The 25,120-nt window shown below is 74.2% G+C and carries 17 protein-coding genes; 10 read left to right on the top strand and 7 right to left on the bottom strand.

Going from position 1 to position 25,120, the window contains the following annotated elements:
* Window positions 1-12: 12 nt before the first annotated feature.
* Window positions 13-795 carry a polyprenyl diphosphate synthase gene (uppS, locus tag ACY34I_RS14020; RefSeq protein WP_462755481.1) on the top strand — a complete coding sequence of 261 codons (783 nt, stop codon included), beginning with the start codon at window positions 13-15 and terminating at the stop codon, window positions 793-795.
* A gap of 63 nt (window positions 796-858) precedes the next feature.
* On the opposite strand, the gene ACY34I_RS14015 is transcribed toward uppS, so the two are convergent.
* Window positions 859-2,052, bottom strand: a complete 1,194-nt coding sequence (locus ACY34I_RS14015) for a hypothetical protein (protein ID WP_462755437.1) — start codon at window positions 2,050-2,052, stop codon at window positions 859-861.
* Window positions 2,053-2,214: 162 nt separating this feature from the next.
* Between ACY34I_RS14015 and ACY34I_RS14010 the strand changes: the two genes are divergently transcribed.
* Together ACY34I_RS14010 and ACY34I_RS14005 are read left to right on the top strand one after the other, a co-directional pair.
* Window positions 2,215-4,089, top strand: a complete 1,875-nt coding sequence (locus ACY34I_RS14010; protein ID WP_462755435.1) for a hypothetical protein — start codon at window positions 2,215-2,217, stop codon at window positions 4,087-4,089.
* Window positions 4,044-5,825: a hypothetical protein gene (locus tag ACY34I_RS14005; protein ID WP_462755433.1), complete on the top strand. Its 1,782-nt coding sequence runs from the start codon at window positions 4,044-4,046 to the stop codon at window positions 5,823-5,825. Before ACY34I_RS14010 ends, ACY34I_RS14005 begins: the two co-directional genes overlap by 46 nt.
* Window positions 5,826-5,945: 120 nt before the next feature.
* Here the strand turns inward: ACY34I_RS14005 and ACY34I_RS14000 are convergent, their stop codons facing one another.
* Entirely contained in the window at window positions 5,946-7,808 is a 1,863-nt protein-coding gene (locus ACY34I_RS14000; RefSeq protein WP_462755479.1) for a hypothetical protein, read from the bottom strand.
* 98 nt (window positions 7,809-7,906) lie between these two features.
* Here ACY34I_RS14000 and ACY34I_RS13995 point away from each other — a divergent pair, with 98 nt between their 5' ends.
* The gene (locus tag ACY34I_RS13995) at window positions 7,907-9,190 is read left to right on the top strand and encodes an outer membrane protein assembly factor BamB family protein (RefSeq protein WP_462755431.1); all 1,284 of its coding nucleotides are present in this window, start codon (window positions 7,907-7,909) and stop codon (window positions 9,188-9,190) included.
* Between the two features lie 59 nt (window positions 9,191-9,249).
* Here the strand turns inward: ACY34I_RS13995 and ACY34I_RS13990 are convergent, their stop codons facing one another.
* Complete coding sequence (locus tag ACY34I_RS13990) at window positions 9,250-10,470, bottom strand: peptidase C39 family protein (RefSeq protein WP_462755429.1); 1,221 nt, start codon at window positions 10,468-10,470, stop codon at window positions 9,250-9,252.
* Window positions 10,471-10,599: 129 nt separating this feature from the next.
* On the opposite strand from ACY34I_RS13990, the gene ACY34I_RS13985 reads away from it, so the two are divergent.
* The 4 genes from ACY34I_RS13985 to ACY34I_RS13970 all read left to right on the top strand — a co-directional run bounded on the left by ACY34I_RS13985 (window position 10,600) and on the right by ACY34I_RS13970 (window position 15,955).
* Entirely contained in the window at window positions 10,600-11,268 is a 669-nt protein-coding gene (locus ACY34I_RS13985; RefSeq protein WP_148795314.1) for a response regulator transcription factor, read from the top strand.
* 56 nt (window positions 11,269-11,324) lie between these two features.
* Window positions 11,325-12,479 (top strand): sensor histidine kinase, encoded by a 1,155-nt coding sequence (locus tag ACY34I_RS13980; RefSeq protein ID WP_462755427.1) that lies wholly within the window; start codon window positions 11,325-11,327, stop codon window positions 12,477-12,479.
* 342 nt (window positions 12,480-12,821) lie between these two features.
* Entirely contained in the window at window positions 12,822-15,362 is a 2,541-nt protein-coding gene (locus tag ACY34I_RS13975) for a malectin domain-containing carbohydrate-binding protein (RefSeq protein WP_462755425.1), read from the top strand.
* A gap of 206 nt (window positions 15,363-15,568) precedes the next feature.
* Window positions 15,569-15,955 (top strand): VOC family protein, encoded by a 387-nt coding sequence (locus ACY34I_RS13970; protein WP_462755423.1) that lies wholly within the window; start codon window positions 15,569-15,571, stop codon window positions 15,953-15,955.
* Window positions 15,956-16,089: 134 nt separating this feature from the next.
* Here ACY34I_RS13970 and ACY34I_RS13965 read toward each other — a convergent pair whose 3' ends face one another.
* The 4 genes from ACY34I_RS13965 to ACY34I_RS13950 all read right to left on the bottom strand — a co-directional run bounded on the left by ACY34I_RS13965 (window position 16,090) and on the right by ACY34I_RS13950 (window position 22,249).
* Window positions 16,090-16,959: a hypothetical protein gene (locus tag ACY34I_RS13965; protein ID WP_462755421.1), complete on the bottom strand. Its 870-nt coding sequence runs from the start codon at window positions 16,957-16,959 to the stop codon at window positions 16,090-16,092.
* Between the two features lie 431 nt (window positions 16,960-17,390).
* Window positions 17,391-19,457, bottom strand: a complete 2,067-nt coding sequence (locus ACY34I_RS13960; RefSeq protein ID WP_462755419.1) for a 3-hydroxyacyl-CoA dehydrogenase NAD-binding domain-containing protein — start codon at window positions 19,455-19,457, stop codon at window positions 17,391-17,393.
* Complete coding sequence (locus ACY34I_RS13955) at window positions 19,454-20,674, bottom strand: thiolase family protein (RefSeq protein WP_462755417.1); 1,221 nt, start codon at window positions 20,672-20,674, stop codon at window positions 19,454-19,456. The genes ACY34I_RS13960 and ACY34I_RS13955 overlap by 4 nt, the downstream gene beginning before the upstream one ends.
* 258 nt (window positions 20,675-20,932) lie before the next feature.
* The gene (locus ACY34I_RS13950) at window positions 20,933-22,249 is read right to left on the bottom strand and encodes an HRDC domain-containing protein (protein ID WP_462755415.1); all 1,317 of its coding nucleotides are present in this window, start codon (window positions 22,247-22,249) and stop codon (window positions 20,933-20,935) included.
* Window positions 22,250-22,506: 257 nt separating this feature from the next.
* On the opposite strand from ACY34I_RS13950, the gene ACY34I_RS13945 reads away from it, so the two are divergent.
* Window positions 22,507-24,153, top strand: coding sequence for a S1C family serine protease (locus tag ACY34I_RS13945; RefSeq protein WP_462755413.1), 1,647 nt, complete (start codon window positions 22,507-22,509; stop codon window positions 24,151-24,153).
* Between the two features lie 123 nt (window positions 24,154-24,276).
* The gene (locus ACY34I_RS13940) at window positions 24,277-25,101 is read left to right on the top strand and encodes a hypothetical protein (RefSeq protein ID WP_462755411.1); all 825 of its coding nucleotides are present in this window, start codon (window positions 24,277-24,279) and stop codon (window positions 25,099-25,101) included.
* Window positions 25,102-25,120: the final 19 nt, after the last annotated feature.

The raw sequence follows: 25,120 nt of genomic DNA, 5'->3' as shown, positions 1-25,120 counted from the left end.
TTTTATCTGGTCATGATCGAGCCCGTTCGTCGCATGGCCTATCAGCTGTACGCCCGCCGCCTGCGAGCGCAGTTGGCCGACGTCTCACTGCCTCGGCACGTTGCCATGGCGATGGACGGGAACCGGCGATGGGCCAGGCAGATGGGCTTCGACGACCCACGACTGGGCCACCGCTACGGGGCGGAGCACATGCACGAGGTGCTGAGCTGGTGCGCCGAGCTGAGCATCCAGCACGTCACGCTGTTCGTCGCCTCCGTCGACAACGTACGCAAGCGGGCCTCCGACGAGGTGGAGCACCTGATGCGGATGATCGAGGAGGTGGTGGCGGAGCCACTGCTGCGCCCGGGCAACCCGTGGCAGCTTCATCTGGCTGGCCGCCCGGACGTGCTGCCCGACTCGACCCGCCACGCGCTGAAGGTGGCCGAGGAGGCGACCGGTGCGCGCGGCGGCAACTTCCATCTCACGGTGGCCGTCGGCTACGACGGCCGCGAAGAGATCGTCAACGCGGTCCGTTCACTGCTGGAGCAGGAGGCGCAGGCCGGCGCTACCGTCGACGACGTCGCGCAGCGCCTGACCGCCGAGGACATCGCGGCGCACCTGTACACCGGCGGCCAGCCCGACCCGGATCTCGTCATCCGCACGAGTGGCGAACGCCGAATGTCGGGCTTCCTGCTCTGGCAGGCCGCCTACTCCGAGCTCTACTTCTGCGACGTGTACTGGCCCGGCTTCCGGAAGGTCGACTTCCTTCGCGCCCTGCGCTCCTATGCGGCACGCAGCCGGCGATTCGGCGGGTGACCAGCACGAGAGCCGGTCACCCGGGAGTGCCGGCGTGGGGTCGCGGTCCACGCGCAGCCAGGCTCAGCGCCCGCCGACCGACCGGTACCAGGTCTTCTCCGTACCCGCCAGGCTGAACGTTTGACGAGAGTCCGGCTGCGGCACCACCACCAGGCCCGGCCGGTCGACCAGGCGCGACGTCCCCGGCGGGGCGGCGAACGAGGTGTCCCGGGTGGCCCGCCAGGTCAGCACCGCGAGCGGCTGCCCGGGCATCGGCAGGTGGTAGGCCTGCAGGGTGGTGGACCGGTCGGCGGGGGAGACCAGCGGGGCGCCGCCGTCGCCCGGCCGGTAGACCAGGGCGGTCATCGTGCCGGTGGCGCTCTCCCAGGTGAGCTGCTGCAGGTCGCCCGGCTCGCCGCCGCCCAGCGCCACCTCGCCCAGCGATCGGACGGCGAGCTTCGCCATCGGCCAGGACTCCGGCGCCGAGCGGGGCGCGTTCCGGTCGCCGATCCGGCGGGGGACGCTGCCGAACGGCCCGGTGGTGTCGGCGAGGACGCAGGTGTCCAGCCCGGTCAGGGCGCGGCTGCCGGTGCCGGTCTCGTCGCGTACCAGGGGATAGCGGGGGTCGGCGGTGGCCGTACCCAGGTCGAGGACGCGGTCCGCGGCCCGGCCGCGCGGCAGCGAGCGGGTGGGGCGCAGCGCCGCGGTCAGCTCCACGGCCCGGCAGGCCGGCACGGCGACCGGCTCGGTGAGGCCGTCGGTGCTGGCCAGCGCGCGGCCGTCCGGACCGAGCAGCCGCTCGACCCGGGCGGAGGTGAGGTAGCGCCGGCCGTTGCGGATCTGGACCGGCAGCACGTCGGAGTAGACCAGGTAGCCGGGGTCGGTGTACTCGGTGGCGTGGGTGACCCGCCAGCGGTCCCCGTCGCGGTGCAGTTGCAGCAGCCAGGAGGCGCTCTCACCGGGCACGTCGGCGGCGACCAGGGCGAGCGGTGACCCGGCCATCTCCCCCGAGTAGAGGATGCCGGAGGTGGGCAGGTGTGCCCGGTCGTCGACCGGCGAGCGCCAGTCCTGGACCGCCGCGGTGATGCCGGCGGTCGCGGCGGCGTCGCCGGCGAGGCTGCCGCGCGCCGGCCAGACGGTCAGCGGCCCGTCCAGGCTGTCGTAGCCGACCCGCAGGTCCGCCGACTGCCGCCCGGCGACGGGTCCGCACCCGGGCGCGGCCAGCAGCAGGGTCAGCAGCGCGGTGGCCAGCGTGCCGCGTCGGCGGACTGAAGCCACCTGTACGCCCCCGATCGCGTCGTTGGTCGTGTTTGCGAAGCCACATGGTACGAGACGGCCGGTCGTCCGACGGTGCCCGCCTCACCCCTTCGGGCGACCGCCACAGTGGAGGGTGGTGTGCGTTTCGTGGCCATTTTTCGGCTCCGGTAGACTCCGCCGACTGTGACGCCTGCCGAGCCCCGTGGCGACTCGCCAGCGGACGCCGATGCCCCGACGGGCCCCGCCTCCGTCACCACCGTGGCTCCCCCCGCCCCCGATCCCGACGCCGCCCGGCCGGCTGCCCGCCCGCGCCCACGCTGGACGCGCCGCCGTCAGGACCTCGCCGTGTACGGCGTCTTCCTGCTTGCCGCACTGTGGGTGACCAGCGGGCTCTGGGTCGACCCGGCCGGCCGGGTGGCCGCCCTCTACAGCAGCGATCCGGCGCAGGTGCAGTTCTTTCTCGCCCACTCGGTACGCGTCGTGCTGCACGGCGAGTTCCCGTTCTACACCGACCAGTTCAACTATCCGGACGGGGTCAACCTGATGGCGAACACCGCCATCCTGGCCCTCGGCATCCCGATGGTGCCGGTCACCCTCCTCTTCGGACCGGCGGTCTCCTTCGTCACGCTGGTGACGCTCGGCCTCGCCGGCACGGCCGCCGCCTGGTATCGGATGCTGTCCCGGCACGTGGTGCGTACCCGGCTGGCGGCGGCCGTGGGCGGCTGGTTCTGCGGGTTCTCGCCGGCGATGCTGTCGCACGCCAACTGGCACCCCAACATCATCTCCCAGTTCCTGCTGCCGTTCATCGTCTGGCGGGTGCTGGTGCTGACCCGCTCCACCCGCCCGGTCCGCGACGGCGCGCTGCTCGCCCTGCTGGTCACCGCGCAGGCGTTCATCAACGAGGAGATCCTGCTCTTCACCGCGTTGGCCCTCGGCGTGTTCCTGCTGGCGGTGGTCGTCCAGCAGCGGGAGCGGTGGGCCGCCGCGTGGCGTCCGCTGGGGACCGGGCTGGCGGTCTGCGCGGTGCTCGCCGGGGCGCTGCTGGCGTACCCGCTCTGGGTCCAGTTCGCCGGGCCGATGGCGTACCACGGGCTCAGCGACGCGGTCCGCGACTATGGCAACGACATCGCCTCGTTCTTCGCCCCTGGCTCACCGACCCTGGGCGGCAACGAGCGGGCGAACGTCAACCTCGCCCCGAACTACTCCGAGGAGAACGCCTTCTTCGGATGGAGCCTGTCCCTGCTGGCCGTCGGCATCGTGGTCTGGCTCCGGCGGGAGGTGATCGTCCGGGCGCTCGCCGCGACCGGGCTGTTCTTCGCGGTGCTCTCCCTCGGCGAGCGGGTGTCCTGGTGGGACCGGGAGCTGTTCACCGGCCCGTGGGACCTGCTGGTCCGACTGCCGCTGCTCGACGCGGTGGTGCCGACCCGGTTCGGCATGATCACCACCGTGGTCGTCGCGATCCTGCTGGCCCTCGCCGTGCAGCGCGCCTGGTCGCTGCGCACCGCCGAACGGCGGGCGGTACGGACGCTGACCGTCGCCGGTCTGGCGCTGGCACTGCTGCCGATCGCGCCGATGCCGTTGCAGGTCACCACCCGGCCGGAGGTGCCCAGGTTCATCACCGCCGGCCGGTGGCGGCAGTACGTCGGGCCGGACCAGACGCTCGTGTCGGTGCCCGTGCCGAGCATGGGCAACACCAACCCGATGCGCTGGGCGGCCAGCACCGACCTGGCCTTCAAGATTCCCGGCGGGTACTTCCTCGCCCCGCGCAACGGGGTCACCGGCGATCCGGGTCGCTTCGGCGGGCGGCCCAGCGGCATCGGCGACCTGCTGGCGGAGGTCGCCGCCACCGGGCGTATGCCGAAACTCGACGACCGGCAGCGCCGGCGGTTCCTGGACGAGCTGCGGCACTGGCGGGCCGCCATCGTGGTGCTGCCGCTGGACCAGCAGAACGCCGAGCCGCTGCGGCGGACCGTCGAGCAGTTGATCGGGCCCGCCCGGCAGGAGCTGGACGTGTGGTTGTGGGACGTCCGGACACTGACCAGCCAGTCGGCCGCCTGACCGCCCCGCCGGTGGTCCGGTCGCGGCTCCGGCGGGTCCGCCCGGTCGACGCGCTGGTGGTCACCGGCTACCTCGCGCTGGCCGTGCTGCTCACCGGCGACCAGTGGCGGCGGCCGGAGCGGCTATTCCACCAGGCCGGCGACCAGATGCTCTTCGAGTGGATGCTGGCCCGGGCGGCCCGCGCGGTGACCGCGGGGGAGAACCCGCTCTACAGCACCGCGCTGAACGCCCCGGACGGCGTGAACCTGATGGCCAACACCTCCGTGCTCGGGCTGGGTGTGCCGCTCACCCCGGTCACGCTGCTGTTCGGCGCCCAGGCGGCCTTCCTCGTCGCCGTGGTCGCCTGCCTGGCCGGCACCGCCACCGCCTGGTACGCGCTGCTGGCCCGCCGGCTGGTCCGGTCCCGGGCCGCCGCGGCGGTGGGCGGGCTGTTCTGCGGCTTCGCGCCCGGCATGGTGTCGCAGGCCGGGGCGCACCTGCACATGGCCGCCCAGTTCCTGGTCCCGGTGATCCTCGGGCTGGTGTTCCGCCCCGCCACCGACCGGATACGCCGGGACGGGGCGCTGCTCGGGCTGGCCGTCGCGTACCAGATCTTTCTCGGCGAGGAGGTGCTGGTCTTCCTGGCGCTCGCCGCCGGGGTGTTCGCCGGGGCGTACGCGCTGGCCGACCGGGCCGCCGCGCGCCGGCTGGCCCCCGCGGTGCTGCGCCGGCTCGGGGTCGGCGCGCTGGTGGCGGGGGTGCTGCTGGCGTACCCGCTGTGGTTCCAGTTCCGCGGCCCGGGCCACTACGCGGGGATGCCGTTCTTCGCCGAGGGGTACCGGCTGGACGTGGCCTCGTTCACCGCGGCGGCCCGGCAGAGCGTGGCCGGGGACGACCGCCACTCGGGGCTGCTGTCGCCGAACCCCACCGAGCAGAACTCGTTCTTCGGGCCGTTCCTGCCGCTGCTCGCCCTGCTGGTGGTGGTCCGGCTGTGGCGCCGGCCGCTGGTCCGCGCCCTCGCCGTCTGCGGGCTGCTCCTCGGCCTGCTCTCCCTGGGCACCACGATCGTGGTGAACCGGCACGACACCGGGCTGCCCGGGCCGTACCGGCTGATCGCCGGGGTGCCGCTGCTCGACCTGGTGGTGCCGGCCCGGTTCGCGCTGGTCTGCGTACCGGTGCTGGGGGTGCTGCTGGCGCTCGCGCTGGACCGGGTCCGCCAGTGGTCCGCCCGGACCTGGGCGCCCTGGGCCGGGGCGATCGCCGCCGCGCTGCTGCCGCTGGTCCCCACCCCGATCCGTACCGTGCCGGTGGCGCCGGTGCCGGCCTTCGTGGCCGACGGCGGCTGGCGGGCGTACGTCCCGCCGGGGCGGACGCTGGTGCCGGTGCCCCCGGTGACCGGTGCGGCGAAGAGCCCGGCCACCTTCTGGTCGGCGCGTACCGGGCTGGCGTTCGACGCGCCGGGCGGCTACTTCATCGGCCCGCGGAGCGGGGACGACCCGACCGCGCGCTGGGGCGCGCCGGACCGCCCCACCTCGCTGCTGCTGCGGCGGGCCGCCGAGACCGGTCAGGTGCCACCGGTCGGCGACGCGGAGCGCCGCCAGGCGGTCGCGGACCTGCGGCACTGGCGGGCGGCGGTGCTGGTGCAGGCCGGCTCGCTCCCGGGCGACCCGGTCCGGGCCACGGTGGACGCCCTGATCGGGCCCGGCCGGGACGTGCCCGGCGCGCACATCTGGGACGTCCGCCCGATCCTCGGCTGAGCGGGCGCGGCCGCCCGTCAACCTTGCGCTCGAACCTGGAGGTAGTGGCATCGCAGCGCGCCGGACGCCACTACATCCAGGATCGAGCATGATCTTGAGGCGCGCGGCGCGAGGCGCGGGTCAGACGCGGTCGCGGACGTCCCAGAGCCAGACGTCGTCGACCCGTTGCGGCGGTCCGAGCAGCGCGGTCATCAGGTCGCGCAGCACCGCCTCGCGCGGGTTCGCGCCGAGGACCACCACGGACGCCTTCCAGAAGCGCAGGTCCTCGACCGCCTGGTGGCGGTGCTCCTCGGTGATCGCCGGGACCTTGTTCGCGTCCATCGTGGCGTAGATGAGCGTGCTGGTCGGCCGGTTCGGCGCGCCGAAGACCCCCTCACCCTTCTCGTTCGGGCCGATGAAGTAGCCGGCGGGGATGGGGAACTCCTGCCTGGTCAGGGCGCTCCAGCGCAGGGTGGGCAGGCCGTGCACGTTGCTCGGGATCGGCACCGGCACCAGCGTCCGGCCGGCCGGCACGTACGGCCGCCAGCCGCCCGCGGTGATGAAGTGCGGCGGCGGGTCGAGCCGCTCGGCCGGCAGCGGGCGCGGGAAGAGCGGCAGCAGGGCGGCCACGATCGCCGCGTACCCGAGGCCGCGCAGCCAGCGGCGCCGCCGGCCGGCGGCGGGCGACGGCGCCGTGCTGGCCTCCCCGGCGCGCGGCCTCGGCACCGCCGGGCGGCCCGCCCCGGCCAGGCCGTTCCAGGCCAGCGCGAGCAGCACGCCGACCGCGCCGGTCACCACCAGGGCCAGCCGGGTCGGCATCATCATCTCGACCAGTGGCAGGTTGTCCGGCACGTACGCCCAGGGGCCGTCGACCGTGGTCTCGACCCCGTCGAAGCGCACCTTCGGGCCGATCGCGGCGACCGTGAAGACGACCACCAGCACGGCGACGATCCGGGCCGGCAGCGAGCGGCGCACCAGCAACGCCAGGGCGACCAGGGCGACCAGCACCAACGGCCAGCCGAACCAGGTGTTCTGCTCGGTCAACCCGATGGTCTGCTCGACCGCCTCGTCACCGGCCACAGTGTCCCGGGCGAAGGTGACGAAGGCCATCAGGTCCTCGCCCCAGTTGTGGAAGACCCCGCCCTGCAGGCCCCGGTAGGACTGCGGCCCGTTGAACTGGAACCAGATCGGATACGCGGCCAGCAGCAGGGCCAGCCCGCCGCCCACGCCGAGCGCGGCGAGGAAGGTCCCTGCCCGCTCCCGCGCCGCCCGGGGCTGCTGCACCGCGTACGCCACCACGATGACCAGGCAGGCCAGCGCGGTGAGCAGCAGCATCTCCTCGTTGATGAAGATCTGGTACGCCACCAGCAGGCCGAGTGCGACGCCGTTGCGCAACCAGCGGCCCGGCTCGCCGAGCCGCAGCACCCGGGCCACGATCAGCGGGAGCAGGAAGTTGGAGACGAAGTTGGGCTGCCCGTTGGCGTGGTGCACGATGCCGGGGGCGAAGCCGAGGAACACCCCACCGACGAAGGCCGCCGCGCGGGAGCGGACCAGGTGCCGGGAGAGCATCCAGTACGAGGTGGCCGCCGTCGCCGCCAGGGCCGCGCCCAGGTAGAGCGCGTACATCACCTGCGGGCCGAGGAGCAGGGTGAGCGGTGCCAGCGGCAGGGTGACCCCGAGCAGCGAGGTGTTCGCCATCATGTTCACCCCGTCCGGGGCGTTCTGCCGGGCGGTGAAGAGCGGGTTCTCCAGATGCCGCACCGAGTAGGCGCCGTGCGCGAAGAGCCACTCGAACCAGCTGTGGTCCGTCGGCAGGTGCGAGGAGACCCGGTGCTGCACGTCCCCCCAGTAGTTGAGGCAGACGAGAACCCCGAGCAGCACATAGGCTCCGATGGCCAGCACGTCGGCGCGGGCCGGCCGGCGCCGGGGCCGGCGGGGCGGGACCGCCACGACGGGCTCGACCGCGACGGGCGAGGAGTTCAGCGAGGGGTCTACCACCGGCACAGCCACGACGGGCCATCGTACAGGCGGTCCGGCGTCACCCCGGCCGGCCGGTACGCCCCGCGGCGGGTGCGCGGGCGGCTGCCCGGGAAGGGGTGGTCGTGACGATCATCGATCTGGGCGAGCTCCGTCACGACCCGGAGCCGCAACCGCCGCCCCGGCCGCCGCGCGCCGTCACCCGGCCGTACCGGGTGCTGGCGGTGCTGGCGGCCGTCCTGTGTGTCCTCGCCGGCGGAGTCCCGCGCCCGGAGCGCGCCGTCGCCGTGGTGTCGGCCCGGCTCGGCGCGGACCTCTTCCTGGTGGCCGACCGTCTCTACGTGGTGGACCCGCTGGACCCGCAGCAGGGTACGGGACGGCAGCTGGTCGCCTACCGGCTCCCGGCCGACGGGCCGCCCGCCCTCCTGTGGCGCACCTCGCTCTCCGCCGGTGGCGGCGACGTCTGGCTGCTGCAGCAGGGCGGGACGGTGCTGGTCAGCGGCCGTCCGGTGGGCGGCCCCGAGGGCGTGTTCCGGACCACGGCCCTCGACGCCGGCACCGGCCGATCGGGCTGGCAGCAGCTCGGGGCCGGCTACCCGGCGGGTGACGGCGTGCTCCTCCAGAACCTCGACGCTTCCGGCGAGGGCTCGCTCCGCCGGGTCGACGTGGCCTCCGGCCGGACACTGTGGTCGGTGCCGACCCCGCTGGACGGCCCCAACCTGCGCTTCGGCCCCGACGGCGTGGACCGGATCGTGCTGGCCGCCCCCTCCGGCGAGGTCGAGGTGCGCGACCCCGCCAGCGGTGCCCTGCTGGCCGCCCGCAACATCCGCCCCGGCCAGCTGCCGAGCTGGCAGCGGAACCAGGTCGTCGGCGACCTGCTGCTGGTGATCAGTGACAACGGCGGCACGGTGACCGGCTACGGCCTGGACCGGCTGGACCAGCGCTGGACGGCCCGGCTCGCCCAGGTCGGCTACCTGACCGACTGCGGCGACCTGCTCTGCGCGTACCGGCAGACCGGGGGGATGTGGGCGCTCGACCCGGCGACCGGCGCCGTGCGGTGGAGCAACCCGCGCTGGCAGGCGGTGCTGTGGGCGGAGCGGGGCCGGTTCCTGGTCGGCGCGGACGACCATGGCGGGTCCCGGTTCCTGGTGGCGGACGCGGCGACCGGCCGGCCGGTCGCCGACCTCGGCAGCTGGGAACTGGCGAGCTGGGCCGAACCGGGCGACCGGCTGATCGGCGTCCGGCGGGGCGGGGACGGGCGACTGCTCGTGGCCGAGCTGGACGTGGCGGCCGCCCGGGTCCGGGTGTTCGACGCGCTGCCCGACGTGCTAGGCGACTGCCGGACCGGCCGGGACGTGCTGGTCTGCCGGCGCAACGCCGGTGGGTTCGGGGTGTGGCGGCTGCCCTGACTCAGCCCGCCGACGCCGCACCGGCCGCACCCCGTCGGGCCGGCCGGTGGGTCGCGGAGTCACCAGTTGGCCTGCTCGGGCGGCGGGGGCAGCGGCACCGACGCCGGCCGGACCACGTACGTGACGCCGCCGCTGCCCGACTGCCAGGCCGCCTCGAACGCCGCCCGGGGCACCGTCCGGCGGACCCCCTCGTCGTCCGGCGCGTACGGGTCGTTGAGCACCGGGTCACCGTCGGCGGTGAAACCGACCAGCACCATCAGATGCCCCCGGGTGTCGTAGTCCAGCCCCGGCACCTGCCCTGCCCTGAACGCGGCCGACAGGATCAGCGGGACGCCGGCGGCGACGAACCGTTCCGCCTCGGCGAGGGAGCGCAGCCGGGTGACGAAGGCATCCACCCCGTGCAGCCCCGCGTACGCCGTATTGAACGCCCAGTTTCCGGCCCCCGCGTACGCGTGGTCGTAGCAGTGCCGGGCGGCGTGCACCACCACCGGCCGCGGGCCAGGCGGTTCGACCCAGGCGTACCGGTCGGGGCCGGGCCCGGCACCCCAGAAGTCCAGCACCATCGAGGTGCAGGTGGGGCTGCACCAGGAGTCCCCGCCGCCGCCCCAGCGGGTCTCCCCGCCGGCGTGCAGCCGCTGCGAGTAGCGGGGCACGTCCAGCACCCGTCCTCGGGCCGGCCGTCCCGGTCCACCACGAAGGTCTCCGGCGCCGGTCGGCGTCGAGGCGTCCGCCGGGCCGGCCGCCGCCCTGGTCGAGGCGACCGCGCCGACCGTGCGCAGCACCGGGCCGACCGGGGCGTCGGGCCGGCGGAACAGGCTGACCCGGACCTGCCAGCCGGTGACCACGGCGCCCGTGATCCGCAGGGTGTCCTCCGTCACCCGAGCGTCGTCGCCGGTCTGGCCGGGCACCGAGCTGCGGTGGATCGTCGCCTCGTCGGCCGCCCATTCGCCCAGCACGTACCAGTCGGTCGACGGGTCCGCGTCGGCCCAGCCGCGCAGCTCCACCCGCAGCCAGCAGCCAGGCGGGGTGTCGGCGGTCCACGACGGCACGATCTCGTCGGCGGGGAAGCCGAGCCGGACCGGCGGGGACGTCCAGGTCACCCGGTCGTAGTCGGCGGTGACGCCGGTGTGCGGATCGGTGTGCGCGACGCGCCCGGCCGGCCGGGCGACCACCAGGCCGTCCGGGCCGGCGGTCACCCCGTCGGACGTCCCGCGGCCCAGCTCGTCCGGGAAGCGGAAGCGGTGGTACGCCACGTCCCGCCCGATGGACGTTCGGGTCATCGGCAGCCTCCTTGTCGCCAGGTGCCGGGAAGCATGGCGTACGCGAAGGTCTTTTGCAACGGCGGCGCGGGATGCTGGTTTGGTGGCCGGCACTAGGTTGTCGGGGGGTCATGAGCTGGGAGGCCGGGGATGCGGGTACTGGTGGTGGAGGACGAGCGGAACCTCGCCGACGCGATCGCGCGCGGGTTGCGTAAGCGCGGGATGGCCGTGGACGTCGCCTACGACGGCGACAGCGGGCACGAGGCCGCCTTCGTCACCCGGTACGACGTGGTGATCCTCGACCGGGACCTGCCCGGCGTGCACGGCGACCAGATCTGCGCCGACCTGGCCGCCTCCGGCACCCTTACCCGGGTGCTGATGCTGACCGCGAGCGGCACGGTCGCCGACAAGGTGGAGGGCCTGCAGCTCGGCGCCGACGACTACCTGCCCAAGCCGTTCGCCTTCGACGAGCTGGTCGCCCGGGTGCAGGCGCTGGGCCGGCGGGCCACCCCGGCCGCCCCGCCCGTGCTGGCGGTCGCCGACCTGGTGCTCGACCCGGCCCGCCGGGTGGTAACCCGCGGCGGGGCGCCGGTCGACCTGACCAACAAGGAGTTCGGCGTGCTGGCCGAGCTGCTCAAGGCGCGCGGCGCGGTGGTCTCCAGCGAGGAGCTGCTGGAACGGGTCTGGGACGCGAACACCGACCCGTTCACCACCATCGTCCGGGTCACCGTGATGACGCTGCGCAAGAAGCTCGGCGACCCGCCGTTGATCGAGACGGTGGTCGGGGCCGGCTACCGCACCGCCGAGGTCGCGGCATGAGCGCGAGGAGTGAGCCGCTTCTGCGAGCCCCGCAGTCGCGAACCGAGGCTGGCGCCGTGACCCGCCGCCTGCGCCCCACCCTGCGTCTGCGGCTCACCCTGCTCAACGGGGTGCTGCTCGTCGGTGCCGGGGCGATCCTGGTGACGCTGGCCTGGCTGCTGGTCCGCGACGCGCTGCGGCCCACCGACGAGCTGCGGCCCGGCACCACGGTGGTGCTCGCCGACGGCCGCACCCTCGACGCCGGGCAGTGGCAGCGGGGGCTGGTCGACGCCGCCTCGGCGGAGCTGCTGGTCAAGGGCCTGGTGGCACTGCTGGTGATCAGCGTGGTCGGGGTCGCCGGGGCGTACCTGGTGGCCGGCCGGGCGCTGCGCCCGCTGCACCAGGTGACCGCCACCGCCCGGCGGCTCGGCGAGGCCACCCTGGACCAGCGGATCGGCTGGTCCGGCGCGGACGACGAGGTCGCCGAACTGGCCCGGACGTTCGACGCCATGCTGGACCGGATCGCCGCCGCGTTCGAGGCGCAGAAACGGTTCGTCGCGAACGCCTCCCACGAGCTGCGTACCCCGCTCGCGGTGATGCGGACCGAGATCGACGTGACGCTCAGCGACGACGAGGCGGACGCCGCCGAGTACCGGCGGATGGCCACCGTGGTCCGGGACGCCTCGGAGCGGGCCAACGGGCTGGTCGACGCGCTGCTGGTGCTGGCCCGCAGCGAGGCCCAGGCGGGCCGCCGGCTGGCCCGCCGGGCCGAGTGCGACCTGGCCGTGGGCACCGCCAACGCGCTCTCCGCGATGGGCCGCGAGGTGGAGCGGATCGGCCTCAAGGTGCACACCGCGCTGCGCCCGGCGCCGGTGGTCGGCGACCCGGGGCTGCTCGACCGGCTCGCCGGCAACCTGGTGGAGAACGCGGTCCGCTACAACCACCTGCACGGCCGGCTGTGGGTGCGTACCGGCACCGACGGGCAGCGGTCCTGGCTGGTGGTGGGCAACACCGGCTTCGAGGTCGCCCCGGCCGACGTGCCGGGGCTGTTCGAGCCGTTCCGGCGGGGCGGCCAGGAGCGTACCGGCGCCCGTGGCTCCGGCCTCGGCCTCTCCATCGTCCGGGCGGTCTGCGACGCGCACGGCGGCACGGTGCAGGCGGTCGCCCAGCCGGGCGGCGGCCTCGAGGTGACCGTCACCCTGCCGGCCGCCGACGCCCCCGCCGCCACCTGACCGGTCGCCGACCGGCGTACGTCCGGCGCGGCCGGTCGTCGAACCACCATCCACATTCACCTTTTCGCGCGGCCGGCTCGGCTGTCCCGTCCGGTCGTGTCGGGTGGTCGGACGGGAAGCGCCCGAGTGGTCGGGCAGAAACCTGACGATCGCTGGACCGCCGCTGACCGGTGCCGCAGTGTGTGGGATGCGACACGCCTCACCCGGCCGTGCCCCGGCGGCCGGACGGGCGCCCATCCTCTCGGCTCGCCCTCCCGCCCGGGCCGCCGAGGGTCCGGGACTACCCGCTCCGTGCCGGGTGCCACGCCGGTCCTGTCCGCGCCCGCCCAACCGGAGCTGCCAGTGACCCACGCCTCTGCCCTCACGCGCCGTGTCCTCGCGGCCCTCGCCGCCGCCGCACTCACCGCCGCCGGCCTGGCGCCGGCCGGCCCCGCCAGCGCCGCACCCGACCACACCACCCTGGTCAAGCCGGTCCCCTCGACCGCCACGCCGGACATCCTGGACGGCACGGTCGACGCGATCCACGACGCCGGCACCAAGATCATCGCCGTCGGCGACTTCACCCGGGTCCGCAACCGCGGGTCAGACGTCGAACTCACCCGCAACTACGTGCTCGCCTTCGACAAGGCCACCGGGGTGGTGGACACCGTCTTCGCGCCGACCGTCGACAACGAGGTGTACGCGGTGGTCGCCGGGCCCGCCCCCGGCACGGTCTTCATCGCCGGCAAGTTCAACACGGTCAACGGGGTCACCCGGCGCAAGGTCGCCCTGCTCGACGTCGCCACCGGCGCGGTGGTCACCAGCTTCGCCGGCCCGGCGTTCAACGGGCTGGTCAACGACGTCGCCCTGGTCGGCGGGCGGCTGCTGGTCGGCGGCATCTTCACCACCGCCGGCAACCCGAACCCGCGCGGCGGCCTCGCCTCGCTCAACGCCAGCACCGGCGCGGTGGACAGCTACCTCACCACCAACCTCACCGAGCACCACAACTACGACGGGGTCAGCGGTTCCAATGCCGGGGTCGGCGCGAGCAAGCTGGCCGTCTCCCCGGACGGCCAGCAACTCGTGGTCATCGGCAACTTCAAGAAGGCCGACGGGGTGCCGCACGACCAGATCGTCAAGCTGGACCTCGGTACGACCGCGGCCACCGTCGCCGACTGGAACACCAGCCGGTACACCCCGCGGTGCTACTGGTGGGCGTTCGACTCGTACGTGCGCGACGTCGCCTACGCCCCGGACGGCAGCTACTTCGTGGTGGTCACCACCGGCGGGGCGAACGGCGGGACGCTCTGCGACAGCGCCGCCCGCTGGGAGTCCGGCGCCACCGGCAGCGAGCTTCAGCCCACCTGGGTCGATTACAGCGGCGGCGACACCTTCCTGTCGGTCGGCATCAGCGAGCAGGCGGTCTACGTCGGCGGCCACCTCCGCTGGTTGAACAACAGCTTCGGCGGCGACAGCGCCCAGGCCGGCGCGGTCGGTCGGGCGAGCATCGCCGCGCTCGACCCGCGCAGCGGCCTGCCGCTGTCGTGGAACCCGGGCCGGCATCCGCGCGGCGTCGGCGCCTCCGAGATGCTGGTCACCCCGGCCGGGCTCTGGGTCGGCTCGGACACCTCGTTCATCGGCAACTTCCAGTACCGGCGGGAGCGGATCGCGTTCTTCCCGCTGACCGGCGGGGCCGCGCCGCACCCGACCACCACGGCCGGCCTGCCCGGCGCCGTCTACCGGGCCGGCGTGCCGGTGCCGACGAACGTGCTCTACCGGGTGAACGCCGGTGGGCCGCTGGTCGCCTCGACGGACAGCGGGCCGGACTGGGCGGCCGACGACGGCGGCAACCCCAGCCCGTACCACAACGGGGGCAACAACACCGCCGGCTACGGGACGGTCGGCAGCCTGGACGGCACCGTGCCGGCCGGTACGCCCGCCGCGCTCTACAGCGCCGAGCGGTGGGACCCGGCCGGGGACCCGGAGATGCGCTGGCAGTTCCCGGTGCCCGCGGGCACCGAGGTCCAGGTCCGGCTCTACCTGGCCAACCGGTACGACGGCACCGCGTCCCCCGGTTCGCGGGTGTTCGACGTGGCGCTCGACGGGGTGACCGTCCTCGACCACCTGGACCTCTCCGGATCCGTCGGGCACAACGTCGGCACCATGCGGTCCTTCACCATCGTCAGCGACGGCTCGGTCGACCTCGACTTCCGGCACGTGGTGGAGAACCCGCTGGTCAACGGCATCGAGATCGTCAAGACCGGGCCGCCGCCGGCCGGCAGCCCCGACGACGTGCAGGTCCGGTCGTACGACGGGGCAAGCACGGTCGGCGCCCCGAACCCGGTGGCCAACCCGGACGGCACCGCCTGGTCCACCGCTCGGGGCGCCTTCTGGGTCGGCGGCACGCTCTTCTACGGCATGAACGGGGCGCTGTGGCGGCGCACCTTCAACGGCACCACCTTCGGTACGCCGTCACCGGTCGACCCGTACCACGACCCGTACTGGGACGCGGTGGTGACGAACTCCGGGCCGGCCGGCCAGACGTACGCCGGCGTGACCACGAACTTCCACGCCGAGATCCCCAACGTCACCGGCATGTTCTACGACGGCGGCCGGCTGTACTACACCCTCGGCGGTCAGGGCGGCCTCTACTGGCGCTGGTTCACCCCGGACAGCGGCGTGGTCGGCGCGGACCGGTTCACCGTGGCCGGGGTGAGCGGCTTCGCCGACGCCGGCGGGATCTTCCTCGCCGGGAACACCCTCTACCAGGTCAACCGGAGCACCGGCGACCTGTCCTCGACGGACTGGGCCGGTGGCGTGCCGAACGGCGCGTTCACCGTGCGTAGCGGCCCGGCGGTGGACGGCGCCGACTGGCGGGCGAAGGCGGTGTTCGTCGGCCCGTGACCGGGTCACCCGTCCGGCCCGGCCCCGCAGCTCAGGGGCCGGGCCGGCGGCAGGTTTGTGCGGATCGCCGGGCGGTGACATGATGCTCCGGTCAGCCCGAGGTGCGGAAGGGGGTGTGGTCGATGTCCACCGTGAACAGTCCCGCGCCCCGCAGTCGCCGCTGACGTCATCCACTCCGCGGGGCGCTCCGATCAGGAGGTAGCACCGTGAGTGCACAGATCCACTGCGTCACCGTCGAGACCGACGACCCGTACGCCCTGGCCAGCTGGTGGGCGGCGGTCCTCGACCGGAAGCTGCACGACGACGACCACCCGGGCGACCCCGAGGCGGTCCTCGTCGCGCCTGACGGCCACGGCCCCGACCTGCTCTTCGTCTCGGTCGGGGAGCGGCACGGCAAGGGCGCGTTCCACCTCGACCTGCACCCGGCCGACGGCACCCGGGACGCCGAGGTCGAGCGGCTGCGCGGCCTCGGGGCCACCCTCGTCGCCGACCAGCGGCGGCCGGACGGCACCGGCTGGGTGGTGCTCGCCGACCCGGAAGGCAACGAGTTCTGCGTCTGCCGCAGCCAGGCCGAACGGGCCGCGTCGGCCTGACCGTCGTCGGCGTCGCCCGCAGGGTGACCAGAAATGGGACCGGGCCCCCGCCACGCGGCGGGGGCCCGGTCACACCGGTCCGACGGGGCCCCCGCCACGCGGCGGGGGCCCGGTCACACCGGTCCGACGGGCCGTCAGCCCTTGTGCTCGATCTCGCCCCGCATGGCGACGAACTCGGACTGCAGCGCGGACGCCGGCTTGAAGTACATGACGATCATGCCGACGCTGCCGCGGTCGGCCCAGACGCAGACCCCGACCGGGTCGCCGTCGATCTTGCCGTCACCGCACTTGGCGTCGCCGCCCAGCGGGCCGGCGTCCACCGTCTTGAACTCGGTCACCCCGAGCTCGCTGCCGAGGCCCGCGGTGGCGTCCTCCAGCTCCTTCTTCGGGTCGGCCATCACGCCGGACGCGCCGGCGATCATGACCAGATCCTGCTTCTCGGGGTTGCCGTAGAAGGCGCCGACGGTGCTGGTGGCGTCGGGCGTGTCCTTCTTGATCTCCGCTTCCATCTCCGTGGCGGCGGACTGGAGCTGCGGGTTGTCCACCTTCGGCCGGCCGCCGAGGGTTTCCGGAGCCGACACCCGGGTCTTGGTGGCATCGACCACGTCGCCCACGGTGTCCTTCGCGGCGAACCAGATGGCGGCGCCACCGCCGAGGCACAGGACCACCACGACGGCCAGGACGATCAGCAGGATCTTGCCGGCCTTCGACTTCTTCTTCGGTGGCACCTCCGGGCTGCCGAAGCTGGGCTGGCCGGTCTCCACGTATCCGCCGTACTGCGGGCCGGGCTGCTGCGGTGCCTCCGGGTAGCCGCCGTACTGCGGGGCGGACTGCTGCGGTGCATCCGGGTAACCGCCGTACTGCGGGGCGGGCTGCTGCTGGGGGGCCGGCGGGTAGCCGCCGCCGTACTGGGGCTGCTGCGGCGGCGGGTAGCCACCGCCGTGCCCGGGCTGCTGCGGCGGAGGGTAGGAACCGGGGTAGGGACTGGACGGCGGCTGGGACATGTTGGCAGCTCCTGTAGAAAATCTGGACGCGTGATCGTAGCGAGCCCCACTGACACACCGTTGTCCGCCAGGTGTCGACGTGACGAAACCGGGACCGGCTCGTGACCTGCGTCGCTGCAGCGCCGATGCCGGCGTGAGCGCGGGGTGGCCGGGCGGTGACGGACCGGTACGCCGTTTCTGGCGGCCATCGTCCGCCCAGTGGCGCGGGCGGCGCGGAGTCGGCGCGCGACACCGGTCCGGTCACGGAAACGACGATCGCGGTGGCCGGACCGTCCCAGACGGGCAGTCGGCCACCGCGATCGCGGGGGAGCGGCGATGGATCAGGCTGCCGGCCCCAGGTCGCGGCGCGACCTGAGACCGGCCCTCATTCGGTCCGGGGCCCCGCCTGGCGGCGCGCAGGCCGAATCATGGCCGACGGCGAGCTGGCGCTGTCACCGCAGGCTGGCCACCCCGCGCGGCAGGAACCGCTGGCCGGTGACCCGCTCGGAGGTGCCGGTCCGGTCCAGGTACGGCGTGACGCCGCCCAGGTGGAACGGCCAGCCCGCGCCGAGGATCATGCACAGATCGATGTCCTGCGCCTCGGCGACGACGCCCTCGTCGAGCATCAGCCGGATCTCCTGCGCCAGCGCGTCCAGCGCGTTCTGCCGGACCTGCTCTGCGGTCAGCGGCTGGTCGCCGACCACGAGCAGCTTGACGACCTCCTCGTTGACCCGCTCGTCGACCACGATCGGCTGGCCGGAGTCGGCGATCCGCTTGAGGTTCTCGCTCACTCCGAACCGGTCCGGGAAGGCGGCGTGCAGGGTGCCGCCCACGTGGTACGCCACCGCCGGGCCGACCAACTGGAGCAGGGCGAGCGGGCGCATCGGCAGACCCAGCGGGTCCAGCGCGGCGTTCGCCACCTCCAGCGGGGTGCCCTGGTCGACGGCGGCGAAGACCGTGCCGAGGAAGCGGGTGAGCAGCCGGTTGACCACGAACGCCGGGGCGTCCTTGACCAGCACCGAGGACTTCTTGAGCTGCTTGCCGACGGCGAACGCGGTGGCCAGGGTGGCGTCGTCGGTCCGCTCGCCCCGAATGATCTCCAGCAGCGGCAGCACGGCGACCGGGTTGAAGAAGTGGAAGCCGACCACCCGCTCCGGGTGCTCCAGGTCCGCAGCCATCGCGGTGACCGAGAGCGAGCTCGTGTTGGTGGCGAGCACCGCCTCCGGCTTGACGATCTTCTCCAACTCGGCCCAGACCTGCTTCTTGACGTTCAGGTCCTCGAAGACCGCCTCGATGACGAAGTCGGCGTCGGCGAAGACGGACTTGTCGACCGAGCCGCTGACCAGGCCGTACAGCTTGGCGGCGGTGCCCTTGTCCATCCGGCTCTTGCTGACCTGCTTCTCGATCTGGCTGTGCACGTAGCCGACGCCCTTGTCCACCCGGGCCTGGTCCAGGTCGGTCAGCACGACCGGCACCTGGAGACGGCGGGCGAACAGCAGCGCGAGCTGGCTGGCCATCAGGCCGGCGCCGACGATGCCCACCTTGGTGACGGGGCGGGCCAGGCCCTTGTCCGGGGCGCCGGCCGGCCGCTTGGCCCGCCGCTGCACCAGGTCGAAGGCGTACAGGCCGCTGCGCAGTTCCTCGGAGAAGACCAGGTCGGCGAGGGCCTCGTCCTCGGCGGCGGTGCCGGCGGCGAAGTCGCCGTCCTTCGCCGTCTCCAGCAGGTCCAGCGCCTTGTACGCGGCCGGGACCGCGCCGTGCAGCCGCTGGTCGAGGGTCTGCCGGGCGAAGTAGAGCACGCCCGCCCACATGTCCTTGTCGACCTCGGGCCGGGTCACCGTGACCTCGCCCCGCACCACGCCGGCGGCCCACTCCAGGGACCGCTCGAGGAAGTCGGCCGGCTCCAGCAGCACGTCCGCGATGCCCATCTCCGCGGCCTGCTTCGGCTTGAGCATCTTGTTCTGCATCAGCGGGTTCTGCAGGATCACCTGGGTGGCGGCCGGGATGCCGATCAGGTTCGGCAGCAGCTGGGTGCCGCCCCAGCCGGGGACCAGCCCGAGTGAGACCTCCGGCAGCGCGAGCGCCGCCGCGCCCGCCGACAGCGTCCGGTAGTGGCAGTGCAGGGCCAACTCCAGGCCGCCGCCCATCGCCGCGCCGTTGACGAAGGCGAAGGTCGGGATCTCGCTGTCCTTGAGCCGGGCGAAGACCCGGTGGCCGAGCCGGCCGATCTCCAGGGCCTGCGCGCGGTCCGCCAGCAGCGGCAGGCCGGTGATGTCCGCACCCACGCAGAAGATGTACGGCTTGCCGGTGACCGCGATGAACGCCGGGTTCGCGGCCAGGGCAGCGGTGATCGCCTCGTCCAGGCTGGTCAGTCCGCCCGGGCCGAACGTGTTCGGCTTGGTGTGGTCGAGGCCGTTGTCCAGGGTGATCAGGGCGGCGGGACGGTCCAGCCCCGGTACGTTCACCGGGCGCAGCAGCGCCTTGGTGACGACCTCGTTCGGTGCGGCCAGCGCGCTCACTTGTTGCCCTCCCCCTGAGCCGGCTTGCTGGACTCCGTCCAGTGTGGGTTCTCCCAGATCACGGTGCCGCCCATGCCGATGCCGATGCACATGGCGGTGAGGCCGTAACGGACCTCGGGGTGCTCGGCGAACTGCCGGGCCAGCTGGGTCATCAGTCGTACGCCGGAGGAGGCGAGCGGGTGACCGATGGCGATCGCGCCGCCCCACGGGTTGACCCGCGGGTCGTCGTCGGCGATCCCGAAGTGGTCGAGGAAGGCGAGCACCTGCACGGCGAACGCCTCGTTCAGCTCGAACAGGCCGATGTCGTCGATGCTGAGGCCGGCGATGCGCAGCGCCTTCTCGGTCGAGGGGATCGGGCCGACGCCCATCACCTCGGGCTCGACGCCGACGAAGCCGTACGACACCAGCCGCATGGCGACCGGCAGGCCCAGCTCGCGGGCGGTCTCCTCGGCGACGATCAGCGCGGCCGTGGCGCCGTCGTTCAGGCCGGCCGCGTTGCCTGCGGTGACCTTGCCGTGCGGGCGGAACGGGGTCTTCAGGCCGGCGAGCTTCTCCAGCGACGTGTCCCGGGGCGCCTCGTCCACGGTGGCCAGGCCCCAGCCGGTCTCCGGGTCGCGCACCGCCACCGGCACCAGGTCGTCCTGGAGCTTGCCGTTGGCGTACGCCTTGGCGGTCCGCTGCTGGGAGGCGAGCGCGAACGCGTCGGTGCGCTCCTTGGCGATGTGCGGGACCCGGTCGTGCAGGTTCTCTGCGGTGGCGCCCATGACCAGGGCGGACGGGTCGACCAGCTTCTCCGCGACGATGCGCGGGTTGGGGTCGACGCCCTCACCCATCGGGTGCCGGCCCATGTGCTCGACGCCGCCGGCGATGGCGACGTCGTACGCGCCCATCGCGATGCCGCTGGCGACCGTGGTGACGGCGGTCATCGCGCCGGCGCACATCCGGTCGATGGCGAAGCCCGGCACCGTCTTGGGCAGGCCGGCCAGCAGGGCGGCGGTGCGGCCGATGGTCAGGCCCTGGTCGCCGATCTGGGTGGTGGCCGCGATGGCGACCTCCTCGACCCGCTCCGGCGGCAGCTGCGGGTTGCGTCGCATCAGCTCGCGGATGCAGCGGATCACCAGGTCGTCGGCGCGGGTGTTGGCGTACATGCCACCCGCCTTGCCGAACGGGGTGCGGACGCCGTCGACGAAGACGACATCCCGAACTTCACGGGGCACTTGGAGCCTCCTTTTCGGCCATGACTCGGCCTCTGCGCCGCCAGGCGGCGCCACGGACCGAATGAGGGCCGCCGGCACTGGCATTTCCCCCGGATGCTACTCGCCAGTAACCAACCCCGTCACCACCCCCCGTGTGGCCAACCCCACACCCCGCGCCGGATGCCCCCACCCGCGTTGATCATGAAGTTGTTGCCACGACCCGCCGGGCGAGGTGACAACAACTTCATGATCAACGCCGGCGGGGGCGGGGATCTGGGGTCAGGGCGCGGTGAGGGCGTGGGTGAGGTCGGGGAGGAGGAGGGTGAGCTGCCATTCCCGGGCGCCGAAGCCGCGGAGGGTCTCCGCCACGGTCTCGTCGGTGATCTCCTCCGGCGGCTGCCAGGCGAGGCGGCGGATGTAGTCCGGCGCGATCAGGTTCTCCGCCGGCAGGTTGTGCGCACCGGAGATGCGCAGCACCACCTCCCGGCAGCGGGCCAGCCGGCCGGCCGCCACCGGGTCCCGCTCCGCCCACCGGTGCGGCGGGGGCGGCCCTTCCACCACCGGGGTCACCGGCAGCGCGTCGTCCGGCAGCTGGCGGGCGTCGTCCAGTGCCGCCAGCCAGGTCCGGGCCAGCCGGCGTACGGAGCGGCCGCCGAAGCCAGGGAGGGTGAGCAGGGTCTTCTCGTCCTTCGGGTCCAGCTCGGCGGCGGCCACGATCGCCGAGTCGGGTAGCACCCGCCCCGGGGCCGCGTCCCGCCGCGCGGCGATCTGGTCCCGGGCGTACCAGAGGGAGCGGACCCGGGCCTGGGCGCGGGCGCCGCGCACCCGGTGGATGCCCGAGGTACGCCGCCAGGGCTCGGCCCGCACCCTGGGCGGCCGGGCGCCGTTGCGGACCAGCGCGGCGAACTCCTCCGCCGCCCACTCCGACTTGCCCTGCCGGCGCAGCTCCTCGTCGAGGGAGTCGCGCAGGTCGACCAGCATCTCCACGTCCAGCGCCGCGTAGGTGAGCCAGGACTCCGGCAGCGGCCGGCTGGACCAGTCCGCCGCCGAGTGGTGCTTCTCCAGCGTGTAGCCGAGCAGCTGTTCGGTCAGTGCGGCGAGGCCGACCCGCTCGAATCCGGCCAGCCGGGCGGCCAGTTCGGTGTCGAACAGCCGGCGCGGGCGCAGCCCCAGCTCGGCGAGGCAGGCGAGGTCCTGGCTGGCGGCGTGCAGCACCCACTCGGCCTCGGCGATCACCGCGTCCAGGGCGGAGAGGTCGGGCAGCAGCAGCGGGTCGATCAGCGCGGTGCCCGAGCCCGCCCGGCGCAGCTGCACCAGGTAGGCACGTTGGCTGTAGCGGTAGCCGGAGGCGCGCTCGGCGTCCAGGGCCACCGGGCCGGTGCCCGCCGCGAAGCGGGCCACGACCTCCTCGAGCTCGCTCGGCACGGCCACCGGCGCGGGAGTGCCCTCGCGTGGGGCGGTCAGCGGCACGGGCCCGCCGGCGGTGGGTTCGGTCCCCGCGTCCGCCGGCTCCGACCCGGCCGACGACGGACGTGGTGCTGCCTCTCCCGTACGGCTTTCGGCGGCCCGACGGCGCAGGGGTGGTTCGTCGGTCACCTGACAACCCTAGTGCGCCCGTCGGACGTGGCGCGCGCAGCCGGTCCGGCGCGTGTCGGCGGGATGACCGGCAGGGGTCGGGGCAGGGCCTGCTTGCACCCCCGTGACAGGGTCGGCTTGCACCCCCGTGGCAGGGTCGGACACCGGGGAAGACAAACCCCGTTCGCGCAGGTACGGTCCATCGAGCCGCAGGGCGGGTGTCGAGGGGTGCCGCCGGGTGGCTTCGGGCGGGGCGTTCACGGGGAGGACGAGCGATCATGACGGCTGCGTACGGCGGTGACGGGGTGCCGGGGCCGGGCCCCGACGAGACGGCCGACCAGGCGCGCACCGAAACCGGGGTCGGTGGCCCCGTGGCCGTCCAGCATGGCCAGGTCGGCGGCGGTGAGGACGGGCAGCGGGCCCGGCCGGGGCCCCTGCCGCCGCGGATGGTCCCACCGGTCGCGGCGGGTCAGCCGGCCCCGTTCGGGGCGCCTGCCGGTTACCCGGCCGCGCCCGCCGGTGCCGTCCCGACCCCCGAGCAGCCCGCCACCATGCCGGGCCAGCCGGCCGTACCCGCACCCCGGGCCACCTGGTCGCCGGCGCCGAACGGCGGCCAGTGGGGCAACCCGGTCGCCCCGCACCCCCAGGGCGGATGGCCACCGGCCCAACCGGGCGGCGCGCCGGGGCAGCCGGTCGACGCCGAGTCGACCGTCCCGGGCGGCTTCGCCGCCCAGGCCGGCACCGCTCCCGCGCAGCCGGAAACGGCGCTCGCGCAGCAGGCGTTCGGGCCTGCCCAACCCGGCACCGTGCCCGCGCAGCCGGCAACCGGGCCCGCGCAGCCGACGTCCGGGCCCGCCCTTCCGGGGCAGCCCGTCCCGGTGGCGGCGTTCGCCGGACAGCCCACCGCCGCACCCACCCACCCCGGAGCGCCGACCGCCGCACCCACTCACCCCGGAGCGCCGACCGCCGCGCCAACCCCGGCGGGACAGCCGGCCTCCGCGCCCGCCTACCCGGGGCAGCCGGTTTCCGCGCCGACCTACCCGGGGCAGCCGGTCTCGGGAGCGGCCTACCCGGGCCAGCCCACCTTCGGGCCGGCGCTGCCGGGGCAGCCCGCCCCGGGGCTGGCGCACCCGGCCGGCGAGCCTGGCCGGCGGCGTCGGCTGCCGGTGCTGGCGCTGGCGCTGGCCGGGCTGCTGGCGGTGGTCGCCGGGGTGCAGGCGTACCAGATCTACCGGCTGGACGACCGGCTCGCCGCCACCGACCGGCGGCTGGCCGACGCCCAGGGCGCGGACGGCCAACGGCTCGACGGGCTGGAGAAGCGGGCGGAGGCCCTGGAGAAGCAGGCCGGCGCCGCCTTCAACCCGGAGGCCGTGGCGAGTGCCGTGCTGCCCAGCGTGTTCCGGGTCAGCGCCGGCCAGTTCACCGGTACGGCCTTCGCGATCGGCAAGCCGGCGGCCGGTGGCGGCACCACGCTGCTCACCAACTTCCACGTGGTGGAGTCGGTCTATGACGGGGGTGGCCGGAAGGTCTTCCTGGAGCGGACCGGCCAGCGCTTCGACGCCACCATCATCAAGGTCGACAAGGACAAGGACCTCGCCCAGCTGCGTACCACGGCCAAGTTCACCGGGCTCGTCGCGGCCCGTACGCCGGTCAAGTCCGGGCAGCAGATCGTGGTGGTCGGCGCCCCGCTGGGCCTGCAGGACAGCGTGACCACCGGGGTGGTGAGCGCGTTCCGGCCGGACGAGGGCGGCTCCGGTCCGGTGATCCAGTTCGACGCGCCGATCAACCCCGGCAACTCGGGCGGCCCGGTGATCAACGGGTCCAAGGAGGTCGTCGGGATCGCCACCGCCAAGGCGCGGGACGCCGAGGGCATCGGCCTCGCGGTGCCGATCAAGACCGCCTGCGACACCTTCAAGCTCTGCTGACCGGCCCGCCGCCCGGTCGCCGTTGACCGCATCGGCCGACCCGTGGCCCTGATCACATCGACCCGCACACCCCGGCCCTTCGGGGGCCACCCCACGGGGGACCAGCACACCTGGAGGTACGTCATGTCCCAGCCACCGATCGGAGCGGGGGGCTACCCGCCCCAGCCGCCGGGCGGCACCGGGTACGGCAGCCCGTACGGCGGCCAGCCCGCGGCCCAGCAGTACGGCGCCGCCCAGCCCGACCCCACCCTGCCCCAGCCGGCCACCCCGGCGTCCGCCCCGCCCGTCCCCGGGCAGTACCCGCCGGGCGCCGCCCCGGTCCCAGGCCAGCACGGCGCCACCCCGGTCCCGGGGCAGTACGCGCCGGGCGCCGCCCCGGTCCCCGGGCAGTACGGCGCCGCCCCGGTCTCCGCGCCGGGCCATCCGCAGCCGATGTCCGCCCCGCCGATGTCCGCCCCGCCGGTCTCCGGCCCCGGGTTCGGGCCGCAGCCGATGTCGGCCCCGCCCGGCTCGGTCCCGCCGTACGGCGCTCCCGCGGCGGGCACCGGCAAGGGGCGGAGCACCCTGATCCTGGCCCTCGTCGCCGGGCTGCTGTTCGTCGCCGGCGGCGTGATGACCGGGCTCTACGTCACCACCAACGGAAAGCTGCACCGCACCGAGCAGCAGGTCAGCCAGCGGGACGGCACCATCGCGGCGAACCGGCAGGAGATCGACAAGCTCAAGGCCGACCTGCAGACGGTCCGGGACAAGCTCGCCGACACCGAGCAGGACCTGACCGGCACCAAGAACGACCGGGACGAGCAGGCCCGGCAGAAGAAGGTCATCGCCACCTGCCTGGACAAGCTGACCACCGCGATCGCGGCGGCGTCGGCCGGCAACAAGGCGGCCTTCGACAAGGCCAACAAGGGCCTGGACAAGGTCTGCGACGAGGCCGAGAACTACCTCTGACGGCGAACCGTACGGGCCG

The sequence above is a fragment of the Micromonospora sp. RTBAU3-60 genome, from assembly GCF_054963695.1.
This window is presented reverse-complemented; position numbering and strand designations above follow the sequence as displayed.

What these genes read in the sequence shown, in the direction of transcription:
- uppS (WP_462755481.1), top strand. Translation starts at nt 13, where the DNA reads ATGATCGAGCCCGTTCGTCGCATGGCCTATCAGCTGTACGCCCGCCGC.
- ACY34I_RS13990 (WP_462755429.1), bottom strand. Translation starts at nt 10,470, where the DNA reads ATGACCCGAACGTCCATCGGGCGGGACGTGGCGTACCACCGCTTCCGC.
- ACY34I_RS13985 (WP_148795314.1), top strand. Translation starts at nt 10,600, where the DNA reads ATGCGGGTACTGGTGGTGGAGGACGAGCGGAACCTCGCCGACGCGATC.
- ACY34I_RS13965 (WP_462755421.1), bottom strand. Translation starts at nt 16,959, where the DNA reads ATGTCCCAGCCGCCGTCCAGTCCCTACCCCGGTTCCTACCCTCCGCCG.
- ACY34I_RS13945 (WP_462755413.1), top strand. Translation starts at nt 22,507, where the DNA reads ATGACGGCTGCGTACGGCGGTGACGGGGTGCCGGGGCCGGGCCCCGAC.
- ACY34I_RS13940 (WP_462755411.1), top strand. Translation starts at nt 24,277, where the DNA reads ATGTCCCAGCCACCGATCGGAGCGGGGGGCTACCCGCCCCAGCCGCCG.